We start from the raw sequence: 16,486 nt of genomic DNA, 5'->3' as shown, positions 1-16,486 counted from the left end.
CCTTATTTCGCGTCGTACCAAGTTGGACCGTAAGAATAATCAACTTTCAATGGAACGGCTAGTTCAATTGCATGCTCCATTACTTCAGGTACAAGCTTCTCTAATTTTTCAATTTCTTCTTTTGGTGCTTCAAATATCAATTCATCGTGTACTTGCAGAAGAAGACGTGCTTGTAATCCTTCTTCTTCTAGACGATCTGCCATAATAATCATCGCTTTTTTAATAATATCAGCCGCACTACCTTGAATTGGTGTATTCATAGCTGTACGTTCAGCAAAGCTACGTAAATTGAAATTACGACTCGTAATTTCCGGAATATAACGGCGACGATTTAATAATGTAACCACATATCCTTTTTGTTTCGCATCTTTTACGATTTCATCCATGTATTCTTGTACACCAGGGAAACTTTCTAAATACTTTTCAATAAATTCCGCTGCTGCTTTTCTTGTAATTCCTAAGTTTTGCGAAAGACCATAATCACTAATGCCATACACAATTCCGAAGTTAACAGCTTTTGCTTGTCGTCTCATGTTAGATGTTACTTCATCTTTCCCAACACCAAATACATCCATAGCTGTTTTCGTATGAATATCCATGTCATGTTGGAATGCTTCAACTAACCCTGGATCATTTGCAATATGAGCAAGCACACGAAGTTCGATTTGTGAATAATCCGCCGCGTACATGATCCATCCTTCTTCTGATGGAACGAATGCCTGACGAATCTTTCTTCCTTCTTCTAATCGAATCGGGATATTTTGTAAGTTCGGATCTGTTGAACTTAATCGACCTGTTTGCGTTAACACTTGATTGAAACGAGTATGGATTTTAGATGAATCTTCATGTACAACTTTCAATAAACCTTCAATGTAAGTTGAATTTAGCTTTCCTAATTGACGATAATGTAAAATATTTGGAATAATTTCATGATGATCCATAAGTTTATCTAATACATCCGCCGACGTAGAATAGCCTGTTTTCGTCTTTTTAATAACTGGTAAGTTTAAGTTCTCAAACAGAATAACCCCAAGTTGCTTCGGTGAATTAATATTAAATTCCGTTCCCGCAAGCTTATAAATTTCCTGTTCCATTTCCTTTAGTCTACCTGCAAGTTCTTCTCCCATATTACGAAGACGCTCCGTATCAACTTTTACACCTTTTACTTCCATATCAGCTAATACACGCGCAAGTGGTAATTCTAACTCTGTAAACAATTCATATTGCTCGTTCTTTTTTAACTCTTCAATGAATGTTTGCTTTACATCATATAATACATGCACTTTACGAGCTACATGCTCCGCTACTACATCTAACTCTGGAACTGCACGCTTCGCACCTTTTCCGTAAACTTCTTCATCAGATTTCACGGCATGTGTTTCTTTCATTTTTGCTACAGCACGAAAATCTTTATCTGTATCAGCTGGATCCAGTAAATAAGCAGCAATTAATAAATCAAAATCAATCCCTTGAATATCTACACCTTTCCACTTGAGAGCAACGATAGCTCGCTTCGCATCAAATGTATGCTTTCTCATTTCTGCATTTGCAAGCCATGCTTTGAAAGCATCTGATTTAAGGGCAATGTCTGCCGAAATAAAGTAACAACCATTTTCATTTTGAATACCAAAACCTTGAATATCCGCTTTATGATAGTTATCTTCTTGCACTTCTACAATAAGCGCACTATCTTGCTGAAGCATTTCTTCTGTAACTTCTTCCACAATATCAAATGTAATATCATCTAACTCAGCTGGAGCTGTTTCTTCAGGCGTAACACCTAGCTTATTTAAAAGAGATGTAAATCCTAAATTCTCAAACATCGGAATAACATCACTTGGTTCATACCCTTTATATGCCATATCATCTACATGCACAGTAATTGGTGCGTCTGTAATAATCGTCGCAAGTTCTTTACTCATAAGTGCTTGTTCTTTATTTGCTTCTAACTTTTCTTTTAATTTCTTTCCGCTCACTTGATCTAAGTTTTCATACACTGCTTCAACCGTTTCAAATTGCGTTAATAATTTAATGGCTGTCTTCTCACCAACACCTGGTACACCTGGAATGTTATCCGATTGGTCTCCCATTAAACCTTTCATATCGATAATTTGCTTTGGTGATAAGCTATATTTCTCAAATAAAGCTTCTTTCGTATATTCATCTACTTCTGTAATCCCTTTGCGTGGAATACATACAAGTGTATTATCAGAAACAAGTTGAAGTAAGTCTTTATCTCCTGAAATAACTTTTACATAAGCCCCTTGCTCACTCGCTTCCTTCGCTAGCGTTCCCATAATGTCATCCGCTTCATAGTTTTCTAATTCATAGCGCGGAACATTAAATGCATCAAGCATCTCACGAATAAACGGGAATTGCTCTGATAACTCAGGTGGAGTCTTTTGACGTCCTCCCTTGTAATCACTATACGTTTTATGACGGAATGTTGTTTTCCCCGCATCAAACGCCACAAGCATATGCGTCGGTTTTTCTTCCTCTAGTATCCTCATTAACATCATTGTAAAACCATAAATTGCGTTCGTATGTATACCTTTGTCGTTATTTAAAAGCGGTAGTGCAAAGAAAGCACGATACGCGATATTATTACCATCTACTAATACGACTTTTTTTTCCAAACTACAAACCTCCCCATACATATTTGAAACGATTTTTTCCACAGAAAAAAACCGTTCCTGTCCTCTCTCTATATTAACATGACTAATAGAGAGAAGAAAAATAACGGCTATTTTCTATCATATATACAAACGTTTACTAACATAAAAGGGAAGTGACGAGAACAGCATAACTATTCTCGTCCAAAATTACTCCTTGGATGAAGGGGTTTTCATCTATTATATTAACAGAGCTTTATTAATATTTAATTAAGCCATTGTTAATATATTGTAAATATCCTTCACCCTATTTTTCAGTAGCTGATTTTGGCAAAACAACCGTAAATGTTGTTCCCTCCCCAACCTCACTATCCACCGTAATCGTACCTTGATGTGCTTCAACTAAATGTTTTACAATTGATAAACCAAGACCCGTTCCACCCGTATTTCTACTTCTCGCTTTATCAACTCGATAAAAACGTTCGAATATACGAGGGATTTCTTCTTTACTAATACCAATTCCTGTATCCGACACCTTTATATACGCATTATATTTATCCTCTAATAATTCAACTGAAACAACACCGCCAGCCGGCGTATACACGATTGCATTATTAATTAAATTAATAAAGATTTGTTTTAAGCGGCTCGGATCTCCAATAACGGAAACTCGTTTCAATCCATTCACTTGTAAAGAGATTTCTTTTTCACCCGCTTTATTATCGAGCACCATGTGAATGTCTTCAAGAATCCCCTTCATATCAACCGTACCCATATTTAATCTAAACCCTTGCTGCTCGATTTTTGATAAATCTAATAAATCTTCAATTAATCCTTGCATGCGCTCACTTTCTTTTAAAATAATATGTAAGAAATGTTCGCAGAATTTTTTATTATCCATCGCTCCGTCCAAGAGTGTTTCTGAAAAACCTTTAATAGAAGTAATCGGTGTCTTCAATTCATGAGAAACATTCGCTAAAAAGTCTTTTCTCATTTGTTCTAATTTCTTCAACTCCGTAATGTCATGGAATACGAGAACAATTCCTTTCCACTCATGGTTCGTCCCAATAATTGGCGCTCCGTATACTTCAAAATGCTTTCGCTCAATACCAAGCGGCAATAACATTTGTTTACGCACTTTCACTTCTGTCATAAAAATTTCTTCTACAAGCTCAATAATTTCCGTATGGTGAAACGATTCATAATATAAACGATCTAAATATTCTTCGTCTGTTACGTGGAAAGTCTCCTTATAAGAACGGTTTACAAGGTTTATATAACCACGACTATCAATTAAAATCATTCCGCTTCCCATATTTTCAATTAATGTGTGCAAACGATCTTGTTGCATTTCTTGTTCGAGTGTCATCTCTTGTAAATTACGAGCTAAAATATTAATTGCTTTACTTAGCATTCCTGTTTCATCCGAATGACTTTCATATGCACGCGCTTTATAATTACCCTTCGCTAATTCAATCGCAACTTTCGTAACTGATTCAATCGGCCTAATATATTGTCCTGTAATTTTAACACCTAGGAATACAACGACAAGACAAGCAATGACAAATCCGATAATTAATAATCCCCACGTTTTTTGGTGAACGTCCCTCAAAGTATCGATTGTACTTTTCACCAAAATGTATCCTTGCTTCCCTGCTACATCCTGAACGAACACAGCATGATAAAACTCATTCTTTTGATCCGCTTCTTTCGTAATAACTTTATTTCTTTGTTTTGCTGTTTCAGAAGAAAGTTCTTTAATCATCTCTTGACTAAATGCAGATTGTTGCCCTCCGCTATATTGAACTTTCTTTTTTTCATCAACAAATATAATAGAAGCTGGTATTTGTTCTTCTAACTTTTTAAATACATACGGATTTTTTAAAACAGATTCAAACCCTTGCTCCTCTGCTAATACAGCAACATATCTTGTCTCTTTTATCATTCTTTCTTTAGCATGATCTATATAGTAATTTTCAAATACAGTTTCTAATAATACACCTAGTCCAACTAAAATAAAAACGATAAGAGAAACAAATGTAAAAAGAAGCCTGGAGCGAAATTTATTCATCCCCTTTTGGCTCCTCTAATTTATAACCTAAACCACGTATCGTTTTAATGTACGTCGGTTTTTTCGTATTTTGTTCAATTTTATCGCGCAAATGGCTAATATGGACATCGACAATTCTAGTATCACCAGCAAAATCATAATTCCATACAGCACTCAATAATTGGTCACGAGTTAATACACGACTTTTATTTTTCGCGAGATAAACCAGTAACTCAAATTCTTTCGGTGTTAACTCCAGTTTCCTACCTTGGAAGTACGCTTCATAAAACTCCGGTAAAATTTTAAGCTCTGCAATTATGATGCTCTCTTCATCTGGTGCTTCCGAAACTTGTTCTTCTTGCTGTAATTTCGTGCGGCGCAAAATCGCCTTCACACGAGCAACAACTTCCCTCGGGCTAAATGGCTTCGTCATATAATCATCAGCCCCAAGTTCAAGACCCAGTACCTTATCAAACTCATCATCTTTTGCTGTTAGCATTAAAATCGGCGTCATAACACGCTGCAATCGTAATTCTTTACAAACTTCCATACCATCCATTTTCGGAAGCATTAAATCTAATATAATTAAATCTGGGCGTTCTGTTGTCGCTTTTTGAAGCGCCATTTCTCCATCCATCGCTGTTATAACTTCAAACCCAGCTTGTTGTAAATTAAATTCAATTAAAGTTAAGATAAACTCCTCATCATCCACTACTAAAATACGATTGTTCATTCTTTTCCTCCAAGTTATAGACTTGAAACCTTCTTCATCCTAGTATTTTCCCCGTTATTCTCATCATACTAGAAAACAAGGTCCCCCTCAATATAATTGTCTATTTGTGGGGTTAGATTACAGTAGATTTACTCTAGAAAATCGAAATAATTACACTTTCGCTATTCATTAGCTATTCATACCCTGTAAATCATCCTATCAGCTTCACAAATCACCCCTGTACAAACTGTGAAGCCTTGATTTTGCGCTAAAAAAAACGAAAGAGCATACGCTATTTTATAATCTGGTGTTTCATATCCATCAAATACAATCCCGTACATTTCATTCGCGATTGAATCAGCCCATACTTCAGCCTCTCTCATCGTTTCAAAAATAATGTCTTCCCTTTCCCATTTCACAGTTATCATCCCCTCTTCCAAACAAAAAGTAGCGCCAGCATATCCTTAATAAGAATACGACCAGCGCTACTTTTATATCATTCTAACTTTCATTTTTTAAAAATTATCTAATGCTTTTTCCATAATAGAAACAGATTTAAAAGGTGGCGTTACTGTTAATGAACCTTTTACAACATGCTCTCCTTGTTCATCATAAGCTGATACGAGCATATCAATTGTATGTTCCTCCTCTGAAACAGCCACAACTTCAAAGTGGATTTGTAACGTTTCATAATGGTGAACATGTTTCACGAACGTAAGGTCCTTCCTAGTAATATGACTACCTGGACCCGGTAAATATTTCGTAACCGCCGTTGTAATGAGCCCTGTTAGCATAATGCTTGGCACAATCGGCTTTTCATACGGAGTTTGGGATGCGTAATCATGCTGAATATATAATGGATTGGCATCATTCGTTAACCCTAAGTACAATAACAAATCTTTATCCTCAATTTTTTCAGTGATAGATAATTTCTCTCCTACTGTAATTTCATCCATTCTACGACCAATTTGAACTTTTTTCTTTAACATGTTACAACCCCCTCCGATTTTTTCACCTTATTATCCTACTAAAAGCGATACCTTATCCGAAATTTACTATGATGAGGGCAATATATAGTATAAGTCTATAGTTTCATTATAGGATACACCTAATGATAGCGTTTTCATATTATTTCAAAAAAATATTTCGATAAATAGTAGAAAAAGATTCGGGGCCCCGAATCTTTTTCCGCTTATATTTAATTATCAAACAAGAACTTTCATAACGTTACGTACAGATTCTACAGAGCGATCTAACGCTTCTTTTTCATCTGCAAGAAGTTCTAATTCAATAATTTTTTCAATTCCGTTACCACCTAGAATTACTGGTACCCCTAAGTAAAGGTCACTATAACCATACTCACCTTCAAGGTATGCAATAGCAGGTAATACACGGCGTTGATCTTTCAAGATTGCTTCTGTCATTTCAACTAAAGAAGCTGCTGGCGCATAATATGCACTACCGTTTCCTAATAAGCCTACAATCTCACCGCCACCTTTACGTGTACGTTCTACGATTGCTTCTAAACGCTCTTTTGGAATTAATGTTTCTAACGGAATGCCACCTGCATAGGAATAGCGTACAAGAGGTACCATATCGTCACCATGTCCACCAAGAACAAATCCTGTAATGTCTTTCACAGAAAGATTTAATTCTTGTGAAATGAATGTACGGAAACGAGCTGTATCTAATACGCCCGATTGACCGATAACACGCTCTTTCGGGAATCCTGCTTCTTTAAATACAGAATATGTCATTGCATCAACCGGATTTGTTAATACAACAATAATCGCATTTGGTGAATGTTTTGCAATGTCGCGCGTAATACTTTTCATAATTTTAGAGTTTGTTGCTACTAAGTCATCACGGCTCATACCAGGCTTACGCGCAATACCTGCTGTAATAACGACAACGTCAGAATCAGCAGTATCTGCGTAATCAGATGTACCAATAATGTTAGCATCAAAACCTTGTACTGGGCTCGCTTCTAACATATCTAACGCTTTCCCTTTTGTTGGATTTTCCAGCTGTGGAATGTCCACTAATACAACATCTGCAAGTTCTTTTTGTGCTAATAAGAATGCTGTTGTTGCTCCTGTAAATCCTGCACCGATGACTGAAACTTTCTTGCGTTTGATTGTCATAATTTACCCCCCGCTTTAATTATGCGTTTTTGATTATCGCTACATCCATGTTTTTAATAAGTTCATTAGCGAACTCAGAACATTTCACTTCTGTTGCACCTTCCATTAAGCGTGCGAAATCATATGTTACTACTTTTGAAGCAATTGTTTTCTCAACTGAATCAGTTACTAAATTCGCAGCTTCGTTCCATCCTAAGTGCTCTAATAATAATACACCTGAAAGAAGAACTGAAGATGGGTTTACTTTATCTAAACCTGCATATTTTGGAGCTGTACCATGTGTAGCTTCAAAGATAGCATGTCCAGTCACATAGTTAATGTTTGCACCAGGTGCAATACCAATTCCACCTACTTGTGCAGCAAGTGCATCAGAGATGTAGTCTCCGTTTAAGTTCATTGTTGCAACAACATCGAACTCACGTGGACGAGTTAAAATTTGTTGTAAGAAGATGTCTGCAATAGAATCTTTTACGATGATTTTCCCAGCCACTTCTGCGTCTGCCATCGCTTTATTCGCTGCATCTTTTCCATCTTTTTCAACGATACGATCATATTCAGCCCAAGTAAATACTTTGTCGCCGAATTCTTGTTCCGCTACTTCGTAACCCCAGTTCTTGAAAGCACCTTCTGTAAATTTCATAATGTTTCCTTTATGAACTAATGTAACAGAAGAGCGTTTTTCGTTAATTGCATATTGAATTGCAGCACGAACAAGACGCTTTGTCCCTTCTTCTGAGATTGGTTTAATACCAATTCCAGATGTTTCTGGGAAGCGGATTTTATTAACACCCATTGCTTCTTTTAAGAAAGCAAGAACTTTTTCTGCTTCTGGAGAACCTTGTGCATATTCAATTCCAGCATAAATGTCTTCTGTATTTTCACGGAAAATAACCATATCAGTATCTTCCGGACGTTTTACAGGTGAAGGAACACCTTCAAAGTAACGAACTGGACGTAGACATACATATAAATCTAATTCTTGACGAAGCGCTACGTTTAGAGAACGAATACCACCGCCAACTGGAGTTGTAAGTGGACCTTTAATTGCGATTAAATATTCACGGATTAAATTTAAAGTCTCTTCTGGTAACCACTCGCCTGTTTGGTTGAATGCTTTTTCCCCTGCAAGCACTTCTTTCCAAACGATTTTCTTCTCACCATCATAAGCTTTTTCAACTGCTGCTTCTAGTACGCGAGACGCTGCAGCCCAAATATCAGGACCAATTCCATCTCCTTCGATAAATGGAATAATCGGATTGTTTGGTACATTCATAACACCATTAGTTACAGTAATTTTTTCACCTGTCGTCAATGTGATAACCCCCATGTTTGAAATTTCATATGTATGAAACTGAGGGAATAACCCCTCAGTTCAAACCGTTAGTCAAATTTAAATATTCTAATCATTACATCTTCCCGGAAAAATCAGACTTTTGAAAGCGTATTTTTACTATCGAAATAGTGTTTTTCGCTTATCGTTGTGCAATTGGAACATACACTTGATGCGTAGGTCCATTATAATCAGCACGTGGACGGATTAAACGGTTATTTTCATATTGTTCTAGAATATGAGCTAACCAGCCTGACATACGGCTAATTGCAAAAATAGGTGTAAATAAGTCATGGTCAACTCCTAAACAGTGGTATACAGAAGCTGAATAGAAATCAACATTTGGTGGAAGACCTTTTTCTTTTGTTACAATGTCTTCAATTTTGATAGACATATTATACCATTTGTCTTCTCCTAAAAGCACGCATAATCTCTTAGACATTTCACGTAAATGTTTTGCACGTGGGTCACCATGCTCATACACACGGTGGCCAAAGCCCATGATTTTCACTTTATTTTGAAGAGCATTATGAATATATGCTTCTACATTTTCTTCTTCGCCAATTTCAGTTAACATCTTCATTACATTTTCATTTGCTCCGCCGTGAAGAGGACCTTTTAATGCACCGATTGCTGCTGTAATACCAGAATACACATCTGAAAGTGTAGCTACGCAAACACGTGCAGTAAATGTAGAAGCGTTTAACTCATGATCTGCATGAAGTACAAGCGCCTTATCAAAAGCCTCAATTTCAACTTCATTTGGCTCACGATCATTTAACATGTACAAGAAGTTTCCAGCTAATGATAGATCTTTTCTTGGCTCAACAACATCTAAACCTTTGCGGATTCTTGCATAAGCAGCAATTAAAGTTCCTACTTGAGCCTGTAATTTAACCGCTTTCAAATAATTGGACTTCTCATCCATAATTTCAGCGCTCTCATCATATAATGATAGCATGGAAATCGCAGTTCGTAAAACAGACATCGGATGCGCGATTTTTAAATCTACTTGTTTCAAATATGTTAAAATTTCACCTGGTACTTTATAGTATTCAGATACAGTTTCACTAAATTCCGCTAGTTCTTTTTCGTTAGGAAGCTTGCGGTGCCATAATAAGTACACTACTTCTTCAAACGTAGCATTCTCAGCTAAATCATCAATATTATACCCAACATAAGTTAATGTATCATCAATAATAGAGCTCACAGATGATGTTGTTGCTACTACCCCTTCTAAACCTCGAATAACAGTCATGACATTCTCTCCTTTTCCTGAAAATTCTCCCAACCTTGCTCCTTATATCTATTTGCTCCCCTTATAAATTATGAACGCTCGTTCACTCTTTAGGCAAGCAAAATGCACGTTCATGCAAATTTGTTGCGATGTTCCCCTCTTATTGTCCATTGCTACATGGAAAGCATGAGCGTGAATGTCTCCCCGAATCCTCACGCTCAGAACAACAAGTTAGTGAGGAAAATGAATCCCGAAGAGTTTATGATAAAAACAACATAAAACAATATCATTATAAAATTGTTTTATGTTGTTTTTATTTTATCTGGTGTATAGTCTCTGCTGTTATGTAACTTTTCAAAGTTTCTAATCCTATTATAAACAATTATCTGACTTTTGTGAACAGAAAGAATTCAAAAATTTTATATTACTATAAAATTCCTTATTTAAACATCTGTATAATACTCATAACTGCATAGGCAATTCCAGCCCCAATTAACGGACCTACAGCGACTCCATTAAATAAAGCTACAGCTATAATTGTCCCAAAAACAAGCGCAGTTGTAATATGTGGGTCCGTCGTCAATAATTGCACGCCGCCTTTCGCTAACAAAGCGACCGCCACACCTGAGGCTAAAGCAATCCATGCATAATACGATTTCGCTGCTTCTCCGAGTTGTTTAAAGCCTATTTCCCCTGTCGCAATCGGTACGAGCACTGCTATTGTAATGACTGTTACACCAAGGTTAATCCCTTTCGTTTGTAAATAAGGAAAGACTTTATCTCCTAAAAACGTAAACTTCAATAAGAATAACACTCCAATAGCTACAGTAAGCGATTGGTTTTTAGCAATAAGTCCTATAATAAGTAGTATGAATAAAAATAACGTTGACTGACTAATCATGTTTTCACTTCCTTTCTGAAAATAATGAACTCGCTTCCAAACAAAAATACCTTTAAACCTATCGTTATACATGTCATATCGATGTCTATTTGCCAATGAGAATAAGGCAACAATTTCATTTTTTCATGCATTTTTAACTTACAGAATGAGACTGTAACCAAAAAAATCAAAGCATGTATACATTTTTGAAAACGATTGTCTCTCCTTTCTTTTCTAACAAGAAACAGGTAAAATAAAAAGAAGAGAAAATGAAGTTTTTACCATATAGTAGAAGCATCATCAACAAGCTTTTACAGTCGTTCATGTACTGAAAAAGCAGGGAAAATCCATCATTCCACTATAACATAAAAGTGAAACTTTAATCAGTGAATGCTACTCGTTATAAGTTGAACGAATTAGGCTAATACAAATTGGAATGGGAGGTATACATCTTTGAACCGAAACTTACTATATATGATATTGCGACTCATATTTGTCATTGTAGCAACGGTAGCTGGGTTCTATGTATTACTATACATGTCAGGACTTATCTATCCTTTTATTATCGCTTTTGCATTCGCTTATTTGATTAATCCTGTCGTCAATTTCCTTAATCAAAAACTACAATTCCCTCGTGCATTAGCAGTACTCGTTAGCTTAATTCTCGTATTCGGGGCTATCGTCGGACTTGTTACATACCTTGTAACTGAAGCAATATCCGCCACAACATACTTACTTCAAATTGTTACAGTGAAGTTCCCAGATATCGTTGCATTCGCTCAACAATTTGCGCTTAATCATATTATGCCTCTCTACGATGATTTAATTTCTAAATTTAATCATCTCGGCGAACCCCAACGATATACTATTACACAAAACATTCAAAACTTAGGCACTGAAGCAACGACACAAATGAAAGAACTTTTAACCGCTATTATAAGCGGATTAACAAATTTCATTAGCGCATTACCAACAACTTTAACTGTCCTTGTATTCATTTTATTAGCAACTTTCTTCATTAGTTACGATTGGCACCATCTTGCTCATAAAGTAAGAAAATTTTTACCTAATCGTGTACACGGATACGGAAAAACTATTTTTGTCGATTTAAGAAAAGCTTTGTTTGGTTTTGTTAAAGCACAACTTACACTCGTGTCTATGACAACTGTCATTGTACTAATCGGCCTTTTAATATTACGCGTGCCATACGCGATTACTATCGCGATTATTACAGGAGTTGTAGATTTACTCCCATACTTAGGAACTGGAGCCGTCTTCGTTCCTTGGGTTATATACGTATTTTTCACAGGCGACACCGCATTCGCTATCGGTCTTCTCATCTTATACATCGTCGTGATTGTCCAAAGACAAATCATGGAGCCGAAAGTACTTTCATCTAATATTGGACTTGATCCATTAGCGACACTCATCGCTTTATTTGTCGGCTTTAAGCTCTTTGGTTTTTTAGGATTAATCATCGGTCCAGTCACATTAGTACTACTTAACACATTACACAAAGCCCACGTTTTCCATGACTTATGGAAATTCATTAAAGGCTCACCATCAAAATAATATTTTCTAATTCACATACAACAAAAAACTTAACTGTAATCAGTGGGAAATTCCCACTGATTATTCATTGTACTTACTTTTATACTAACTACAGTTCAAACGAGAGGATTTCCCAAAAAAGGATAATTCTCTTGTTTTTTTCATGGAAAACGCATATTTCGCGGCATTTTTACATTTTTATTCTATTTGTTTTATAATTATTACTTACATTTATTACTTTTTATGTAAATGAATAAATATACAAAATAGAGCGAAATACTCCTTTAATCAGTAGTTTTTTTCTCTCATCTAACTTTTTCACACTAATCGAACACTAACAACACAAAAAAATATTACCCTGATGTAAAACTTCCAATCCGTAACCCCTGTATTCCACCTAACATTAACTACCAGAGGTATAAATAGAAAATACAATAAAAAAATAACACTTAGATTACAGCAATCTAAGTGTTATTTCTGAACAATAATAGTAGCCTTCTTTCTCAATTTCCAATCAATCCACTTCATAACAATCGGCTTCAATAAAGCCCTCGTTACTGGGATAACAAAGATAAAACCTATTATATCCGTCACATATCCAGGAAGTACTAAAAGAATACCTCCTATAAAGACGAAAATACCATCTAGGACGGCATCACCCGGCATTTCTCCTCTATTTAACCTAAATTGAATCTCTCTAACTATTTTAAACCCTTGTCGTTTCGCCAAATACACACCTACAATACCTGTAAATACAATCATAGCGAACGTAGACCATAAACCTATTACATGACTTGATCCAATTAAGACCGTAATTTCAATCGCCGGTATTAAAATAAGCAAGAATAGTAACCACTTCATAGCTCACACTCCTTCATATTTCATTTCAAAGATTTAAGTATCTTCCTTTCACCTTACCAAGCCCCTTATAAGTCCCTTACGACGCCCGTATAAGCCTCATAAAAGATAAACAACCCTCTCCAATAAACGCTATAACAAACGTTTCCTGGAGTGATTTCAGGCGTTTAAAGTTATCTCTATCCTTTTTTGTGTAAAAAAAAGAGAAGGACTCCGCTCCTTCTCTCCGTATTACTTCTTATAGCACTTCCGCATGTCCATTATAAACAATTCCGCGTGCTGCATCAACTGTTACTTCTTGGCCATTTTTTAAAGTTGTTGTTACGCCGTTTACACCGACGATAACAGGAATACCGATAGATACACCTACAACAGCCGCATGGCTTGTTAAGCCGCCTTCTTCAACAACTAAAGCAGCAGCTTTTTCAATTGCAGGAATCATATCTTTATCAGTGCTTGTTGTAACAAGGATATCACCTTTGTTTACGTTCGCTACAGCTTCAGCAGCTGTTTTTGCTACAACTACTTTACCTTTTGCAGCTTTACGACCGATTCCTTGTCCTTTAGCAACTTCTTCACCAACAACGTGGATTTTCATTAAGTTTGTTGTACCAGTTTCAGCAACTGGAACACCAGCAGTGATTACTACAGTGTCTCCAAGTCCGATTAGACCTGCATCCATACCTGTTTGAATTGCAGTATCTAACATTTCGTCAGTAGAAGCTGCACGTTTTCCAGCCATAAACGCTTGTACACCCCAAACAAGTGCAAGACGACGTCCTACTTGCTCGTCAGATGTTACAGCTACGATTGGAGATTTTGGACGGTATTTAGAGATCATTTTCGCAGTATGTCCACTTTCTGTTGGAGCTACGATTGCAGCTACATCAAGAGCAAGTGCTGTATGCGCAACAGATTGGCTAATTGCATCTGTAATTGTTGGAGTGAACTCTTTAATACGTTTTTTGAACATATCTTCATATTGTAATGATTTTTCAACACGCACTGCAATGTTAGCCATCATTGTTACAGCTTCTACAGGGTATTGACCCGCAGCAGTTTCACCTGAAAGCATAATTGCATCTGTTCCATCGAAGATTGCGTTTGCTACGTCACTTGCTTCCGCACGAGTTGGACGTGGGTTACGTTGCATAGAATCTAACATTTGTGTTGCAGTAATAACCGGTTTGCCTAATACGTTACATTTTTTGATTAGACGCTTTTGTACTAATGGTACTTCTTCTGGTGGAATTTCTACACCCATATCACCACGAGCAACCATTAAACCGTCAGAAACTTCTAAGATTGCATCGATGTTGTCGATACCTTCTTGGTTTTCGATTTTTGGTACGATTTGGATGTATTGAGCGTCATGTCCTTCTAATAATTCACGAATTTCTAATACGTCAGATGCTTTACGTACGAAAGATGCCGCGATGAAATCAACTTTTTGCTCGATACCGAAAACGATATCTTTTACGTCTTTTTCAGTGATACCAGGAAGCTTAATGCTTACGTTTGGTACGTTAACACCTTTTTTATTTTTTACAGTTCCACTGTTTAATACTTTTGTACGGATGTTTCCATCAGCTTTTTCGATTACTTCTAGTTCGATAAGACCGTCATCGATTAGAATACGAGAACCTGGATCAACATCATCATAAAGACCAGCATAAGATACAGAGAACTTCTCTGCAGTTCCTAATACTTGTTCAGTAGAAAGAATTACTTCTGCACCTGTTACAAGCTCAGCTTGTCCGTCTACGAAGTCGTGAGTACGGATTTCTGGACCTTTTGTATCAAGTAAGATACCAACTGTTTTACCAGTTTTCTTTGAAGCTTCACGAATGTTTTTAATACGAGCGCCGTGCTCTTCATGGCTACCGTGAGAGAAGTTTAAACGAGCAACGTTCATACCCGCTTCCATTAATTGTTCTAATTTCTCAATACTTTCACTAGCAGGACCTATAGTACATACAATTTTAGTTTTACGCATATTGCACCTCCGAAAATTATGAAACCGTTCCCAAATACAAGGCATTAAGCCGATTAGATGGATAATTCTTTAGATAATTGATACATATCTTTATCGATTGTATGCTTTTGAGCTAACGCTTCGATAATGTCATGATCAACAAGTTTATTGTTTTGAATACCAACACAACGTCCGCCATTACCAGCAATTAATAATTCAACTGCTCTTGCACCAAGACGACTTGCTAATACACGGTCTTGTGCACTTGGTGATCCACCACGTTGTACGTGACCTAATACAGTTACACGAGTATCAAAGCTTGTTGCTTCTTCAATGTGCTTACCGATGTCAATCGCACTTCCAACACCTTCAGCTACAACGATAATACTGTGCTTTTTACCACGTTCACTACCGCGTTTCAGACGAGCAATAACATCATCCATGTCATACTCTTCTTCTGGAATTAAGATAGTTTCGGCACCATCAGCTAAACCAGCCCATAATGCGATATCTCCAGCATGACGCCCCATTACTTCGATAACATATGTACGTTCATGAGATGTAGCTGTATCACGGATTTTATCAATTGCATCAATAACAGTATTTAAAGCTGTATCGAAACCAATTGTGAAGTCTGTTCCAGGGATATCATTGTCGATTGTACCTGGTACACCAACACATGGGAATCCTTGCTCAGTTAATTTTTTAGCACCTTGGTAAGAACCATCTCCACCAATAACAACAAGTCCTTCAATACCATGTTTCTTTAATTGCTCGATTCCTTTAAGTCGTACTTCTGGGTCTTTAAACTCAGGACATCTTGCTGTATATAATTTTGTACCACCACGGTGGATAATATCGCCAACAGAACCAAGTTCTAATTTTTCAATATGACCAGAAATTAAACCAGCGTATCCATGGTAAATACCATATACTTCAATATCATGGAAAATCGCTTTACGAACAACTGCACGAATGGCAGCATTCATACCAGGTGAATCTCCACCACTTGTTAATACACCAATACGTTTCATTTGTACTCACCTCATAAAGATTATTTGCCTTATAATAAAATAACACGAAAAAATACAAAAACACAATGGAGAAGATGTGTCTTTTCATAATAAAAACGTGCAT

At 36.5% G+C, this 16,486-nt stretch carries 13 protein-coding genes; 1 reads left to right on the top strand and 12 read right to left on the bottom strand.

Annotated features, from left to right (window positions below):
* Nucleotides 1–2: 2 nt before the first annotated feature.
* From polA to BAU23_RS22595, 9 genes are all read right to left on the bottom strand, one after another.
* Complete coding sequence (gene polA / locus BAU23_RS22640; protein WP_000412796.1) at nt 3–2,636, bottom strand: DNA polymerase I; 2,634 nt, start codon at nt 2,634–2,636, stop codon at nt 3–5.
* A gap of 283 nt (nt 2,637–2,919) precedes the next feature.
* Nucleotides 2,920–4,683, bottom strand: coding sequence for a sensory box histidine kinase PhoR (phoR, locus tag BAU23_RS22635; protein ID WP_001032143.1), 1,764 nt, complete (start codon nt 4,681–4,683; stop codon nt 2,920–2,922).
* The gene (phoP, locus tag BAU23_RS22630) at nt 4,676–5,395 is read right to left on the bottom strand and encodes a two-component system response regulator PhoP (RefSeq protein WP_001065224.1); all 720 of its coding nucleotides are present in this window, start codon (nt 5,393–5,395) and stop codon (nt 4,676–4,678) included. Before phoP ends, phoR begins: the two co-directional genes overlap by 8 nt.
* A gap of 176 nt (nt 5,396–5,571) precedes the next feature.
* A complete protein-coding gene (locus BAU23_RS22625) occupies nt 5,572–5,793 on the bottom strand; it encodes a hypothetical protein (RefSeq protein ID WP_071735181.1) in 222 nt (73 codons plus the stop codon).
* Between the two features lie 96 nt (nt 5,794–5,889).
* Nucleotides 5,890–6,363 (bottom strand): MaoC family dehydratase, encoded by a 474-nt coding sequence (locus BAU23_RS22620; protein ID WP_000914188.1) that lies wholly within the window; start codon nt 6,361–6,363, stop codon nt 5,890–5,892.
* Between the two features lie 216 nt (nt 6,364–6,579).
* Nucleotides 6,580–7,518 carry a malate dehydrogenase gene (mdh, locus tag BAU23_RS22615; protein WP_000153239.1) on the bottom strand — a complete coding sequence of 313 codons (939 nt, stop codon included), beginning with the start codon at nt 7,516–7,518 and terminating at the stop codon, nt 6,580–6,582.
* Nucleotides 7,519–7,537: 19 nt separating this feature from the next.
* Nucleotides 7,538–8,830, bottom strand: a complete 1,293-nt coding sequence (icd, locus tag BAU23_RS22610; protein ID WP_000206900.1) for an NADP-dependent isocitrate dehydrogenase — start codon at nt 8,828–8,830, stop codon at nt 7,538–7,540.
* Nucleotides 8,831–8,990: 160 nt separating this feature from the next.
* A complete protein-coding gene (citZ, locus tag BAU23_RS22605) occupies nt 8,991–10,139 on the bottom strand; it encodes a citrate synthase (protein ID WP_000503655.1) in 1,149 nt (382 codons plus the stop codon).
* 385 nt (nt 10,140–10,524) lie between these two features.
* A complete protein-coding gene (locus tag BAU23_RS22595; protein ID WP_000625507.1) occupies nt 10,525–10,986 on the bottom strand; it encodes a DUF441 domain-containing protein in 462 nt (153 codons plus the stop codon).
* 432 nt (nt 10,987–11,418) lie between these two features.
* Between BAU23_RS22595 and ytvI the strand changes: the two genes are divergently transcribed.
* Entirely contained in the window at nt 11,419–12,537 is a 1,119-nt protein-coding gene (gene ytvI, locus BAU23_RS22590; RefSeq protein ID WP_001081383.1) for a sporulation integral membrane protein YtvI, read from the top strand.
* Nucleotides 12,538–12,987: 450 nt separating this feature from the next.
* On the opposite strand, the gene BAU23_RS22585 is transcribed toward ytvI, so the two are convergent.
* From BAU23_RS22585 to pfkA, 3 genes are all read right to left on the bottom strand, one after another.
* The gene (locus BAU23_RS22585) at nt 12,988–13,377 is read right to left on the bottom strand and encodes an FxsA family protein (RefSeq protein WP_000871641.1); all 390 of its coding nucleotides are present in this window, start codon (nt 13,375–13,377) and stop codon (nt 12,988–12,990) included.
* A gap of 235 nt (nt 13,378–13,612) precedes the next feature.
* Nucleotides 13,613–15,370: a pyruvate kinase gene (pyk, locus tag BAU23_RS22580; protein WP_001232681.1), complete on the bottom strand. Its 1,758-nt coding sequence runs from the start codon at nt 15,368–15,370 to the stop codon at nt 13,613–13,615.
* A 53-nt stretch (nt 15,371–15,423) separates the two neighbouring features.
* Complete coding sequence (pfkA, locus tag BAU23_RS22575) at nt 15,424–16,383, bottom strand: 6-phosphofructokinase (RefSeq protein ID WP_000821159.1); 960 nt, start codon at nt 16,381–16,383, stop codon at nt 15,424–15,426.
* Nucleotides 16,384–16,486: the final 103 nt, after the last annotated feature.

Origin of the sequence: Bacillus nitratireducens (assembly GCF_001884135.1) — a bacterium.
Taxonomy (GTDB): domain Bacteria; phylum Bacillota; class Bacilli; order Bacillales; family Bacillaceae_G; genus Bacillus_A; species Bacillus_A nitratireducens.
The sequence above is the reverse complement of the archived record's forward strand: the minus strand, read 5'-3'. Positions and strand labels throughout refer to the sequence as shown.

What these genes read in the sequence shown, in the direction of transcription:
- phoP (WP_001065224.1), bottom strand. Translation starts at nt 5,395, where the DNA reads ATGAACAATCGTATTTTAGTAGTGGATGATGAGGAGTTTATCTTAACT.
- mdh (WP_000153239.1), bottom strand. Translation starts at nt 7,518, where the DNA reads ATGACAATCAAACGCAAGAAAGTTTCAGTCATCGGTGCAGGATTTACA.
- pyk (WP_001232681.1), bottom strand. Translation starts at nt 15,370, where the DNA reads ATGCGTAAAACTAAAATTGTATGTACTATAGGTCCTGCTAGTGAAAGT.
- BAU23_RS22620 (WP_000914188.1), bottom strand. Translation starts at nt 6,363, where the DNA reads ATGTTAAAGAAAAAAGTTCAAATTGGTCGTAGAATGGATGAAATTACA.
- BAU23_RS22585 (WP_000871641.1), bottom strand. Translation starts at nt 13,377, where the DNA reads ATGAAGTGGTTACTATTCTTGCTTATTTTAATACCGGCGATTGAAATT.
- phoR (WP_001032143.1), bottom strand. Translation starts at nt 4,683, where the DNA reads ATGAATAAATTTCGCTCCAGGCTTCTTTTTACATTTGTTTCTCTTATC.
- pfkA (WP_000821159.1), bottom strand. Translation starts at nt 16,383, where the DNA reads ATGAAACGTATTGGTGTATTAACAAGTGGTGGAGATTCACCTGGTATG.
- BAU23_RS22595 (WP_000625507.1), bottom strand. Translation starts at nt 10,986, where the DNA reads ATGATTAGTCAGTCAACGTTATTTTTATTCATACTACTTATTATAGGA.